At 71.4% G+C, this 2,734-nt stretch carries 4 protein-coding genes; 3 read left to right on the forward strand and 1 reads right to left on the reverse strand.

Going from position 1 to position 2,734, the window contains the following annotated elements; genetic code table 11:
• From ACE3TU_RS21070 to ACE3TU_RS21080, 3 genes are all read left to right on the forward strand, one after another.
• Window positions 1–234: MoaD/ThiS family protein (locus tag ACE3TU_RS21070; RefSeq protein WP_374627824.1), on the forward strand; the 234-nt coding region annotated here is incomplete at its 5' end.
• Between the two features lie 18 nt (window positions 235–252).
• The gene (locus ACE3TU_RS21075) at window positions 253–1,251 is read left to right on the forward strand and encodes an XdhC family protein (RefSeq protein ID WP_374627825.1); all 999 of its coding nucleotides are present in this window, start codon (window positions 253–255) and stop codon (window positions 1,249–1,251) included.
• 3 nt (window positions 1,252–1,254) lie between these two features.
• Window positions 1,255–1,851 (forward strand): NTP transferase domain-containing protein, encoded by a 597-nt coding sequence (locus tag ACE3TU_RS21080; RefSeq protein ID WP_374627826.1) that lies wholly within the window; start codon window positions 1,255–1,257, stop codon window positions 1,849–1,851.
• A 127-nt stretch (window positions 1,852–1,978) separates the two neighbouring features.
• Here ACE3TU_RS21080 and ACE3TU_RS21085 read toward each other — a convergent pair whose 3' ends face one another.
• Window positions 1,979–2,404 (reverse strand): hypothetical protein, encoded by a 426-nt coding sequence (locus ACE3TU_RS21085; protein ID WP_374627827.1) that lies wholly within the window; start codon window positions 2,402–2,404, stop codon window positions 1,979–1,981.
• Window positions 2,405–2,734 lie beyond the last annotated feature (330 nt).

Consider the following 2,734-nt stretch of genomic DNA (forward strand, 5'->3'; position numbering starts at 1 on the left):
AAGCTCTGGGGGGCCCTCAGCGCTTCGATCGGCGGCAACGGCAGCGTCCGCATCGAGGCGCGCGACATCCGTGAGCTGTTCCGCAAGCTGGCGCAGGACTACCCGGCGGTCGAGCCATACCTGGCGAGGGGGATCGCCGTGTCGATCGACGGGGTCATCTACCGGGACAGCTGGTCCACCCGGCTGCCGGAGGATGCCGAGATCTTCCTGCTGCCGCGGATGGCCGGCGGCTAGCAGGCAAGGCAGCGGAACGTGTCGGAAGCCTCGGTTCAGCCGTTCAGCCGCGCCACGGGAGCCGCCTTCGATGGCGACGGCCCGGAGGCCGCCTTCGCCCTGCTGGCGGACGGCAGGCGTCGCGGCGCGCGGGGTGTGCTGATCACAACCGTGGGGGTCGAGGGCGGGGCGCCGCGGTCGCCCGGCGCGCACATGGCGGTGCTCGATGACGGCAGCTATTGCGGCTATCTGTCGGGAGGATGCCTCGAGGCGGCCATGGCCGCCGAGGCGCTCGGCGTGCTGCGCGGCGGCCGCGATGCGGTGCTGCGCTTCGGCCGCGGGTCCCCGTTTATCGATATCCGCCTCCCCTGCGGCGGGGGGATCGATGTCCATGTTCACCTCGACCCGGCCGCCGCAATGGTCGACGGGGTGCGCGCGGCGCTCGGCCGGCGCGAGGCCTTCACGCTCGCGCTGTCGCCGGAAGCGGGCACGGCCGAGCTGGTCGCCGAGGCCGGTGGGCACGCCCGAAGCGAGTGGCAGAACGGCGTCTTCCGTCGCCGCTACCGGCCGCGCACCCGCCTCGTCGCCATCGGCCAGGGTCCCGAGTTCGAGGCCATGCTGCGCCTCGCGTGCGGCGCCGGTCTTGAGCTCGCCGCCTTCAGCCCGGACGCGCACGGGCTGCGCTGCGCCGCGGACCTGGGCGCCTCGACGACACTGCTGAAGGGGCTCGGGGATGCGCCGCCCCTGCCGGTCGACCCATGGACCGCGATCGTCTTCATGTTTCACGACCACGATCGGGAAACGGCGCTGCTGATGCAGGCGCTCGACAGCCCTGCGTTCCACGTGGGCGCCCTGGGCAGCCGCACGAGCCATGCGGCACGGTGCGACCGGCTGCGCCAGCGGGGCGTCGCCGAAGCGGACATCGCCCGGGTGCGCGGGCCGCTCGGCCTGTTCGGACCGACGCGCGAGGCGACCGCGTTCGCCGTGTCGGCCCTGGCCCAGATCGTCGGGGAGCGGCACTCCCTCGACGGGACCTGACCCATGCTGCTGCGGCAGACCGCCGCCATCCTGCTCGCCGCCGGCCGCTCGCTCCGCCATCCGGGACAGCACAAGCTGTGCCGCGACCTCGATGGCCGCCCGCTCGGCCTCCACGCCGCCGCAACGATCGCCGCCCTGGCCCCGACCGTGCGGATCGCCGTCTGTTCCGAGCCGACGCGCGACCTCATCGCCGGGCTTTCGGCGCTGGGCTTCGAGATCGGCTGGAACGACGATCCCGGCCGGGGCCTTGCCACCTCGATCGCCGCGGGCGTCCGTGCTGCCCGCCGCCACCCGGTCGAGGCGGTGCTGATCTGCCTTGCGGACATGCCCTTCGTCGGCCTCCGGCACATGCGCGCGCTTGTCGACCGGCTCGATCCGGCAGAGGGCACGACCGCGGCGGGATCGCGCGGGGCCGGCTCGGCCCGCGTCGGGCCGCCGGCGGCGTTCGCCGGCGCAACGATCGACCGGCTCCTCGCCCTCGACGGCGACCGGGGAGCCGCGGCCCTGCTCGGCCAGGCGGCCGCGGTCGACGCGCCGCCCGAGGAACTTGCCGATTTCGACAGCCCGGCCGACTTCGAGGCCTACGCCGCGTCCCGATGACCTCCTCGCCCGCGGTGAGCCGGCTGACCTTGCGCCACGTCGACGAAATAGGCCTCGGCGACGCCCAGCCGGGCGGCGGCAGGCGGCAGGCGCTCCACGCGGCCCGCCGCCGTGCCCGGTCGGACCGTCAATGGACGTGCAGCATGCCCGCGTCGGTGCCATTGAGCATGAACGGGAAGTCGCCCGGCTTGATGGCCACGAACGTGATGTCCACCTTGTTGGCGATGTTCTCGCCCACCTCCAGGCCCTTGATCCCGGTTCCGAACATCTTGATCTCGGCATCGTTGACGACGATCTGGTTCAGATAGATGGCATCGAAGAAGCCGGGTGCGGTGAACAGCACCTCGTCGCCGCCGTCGCTGGTTATGGTCAGCCGGTAGTACTTGCCGGTTTCGATATCGATCGTGCCAGCTGCCACAGCGCCGGGCTTGCCGGTGATGTCGAGTTGGAGGGCCGTGGCCGGCGGCTTCGCCAGACTGCCTTCCGCCATTACCGTGGTCGGCAGTGACAGGGCGACCAGCACTAGCGCTGCAACCCGTGATGCGAATTTCATGTTTGTCTTCTCCCCAGGATGATCCGCCGACAGCGGACCTGCCCGGAAAACTTCGCACCGTGGATTTAGACGAACAATCAAGCCAAAGCAGATAGCGACTATAGGAAGAATCAATGGACGGGATTGCCGATCCCGCCCGCCGGTGATGGCCCTCGAGGGACATCAGCGCCCCGCCCGCCGCTGTGCCCGGGCCGACAGCCCCAATGCCGTCGCAACGAAGCCGGATGCCACCGCAAAGACCAGTTGCAGGCCGTGCTGACCGCCTGCGGCGGTGCCGTCCGAGGCCAGCGCAAACAGCGCGCCCATGGCGGAGGCGCCGGTGATCAGCCC

The sequence above is a fragment of the Devosia sp. genome (assembly GCF_041917035.1).
GTDB lineage: Bacteria > Pseudomonadota > Alphaproteobacteria > Rhizobiales > Devosiaceae > Devosia_A.

Bases quoted from the DNA above. Each gene is read 5' to 3' on its own strand.
- ACE3TU_RS21085 (WP_374627827.1), bottom strand. From the start codon at position 2,404: ATGAAATTCGCATCACGGGTTGCAGCGCTAGTGCTGGTCGCCCTGTCA.
- ACE3TU_RS21080 (WP_374627826.1), top strand. From the start codon at position 1,255: ATGCTGCTGCGGCAGACCGCCGCCATCCTGCTCGCCGCCGGCCGCTCG.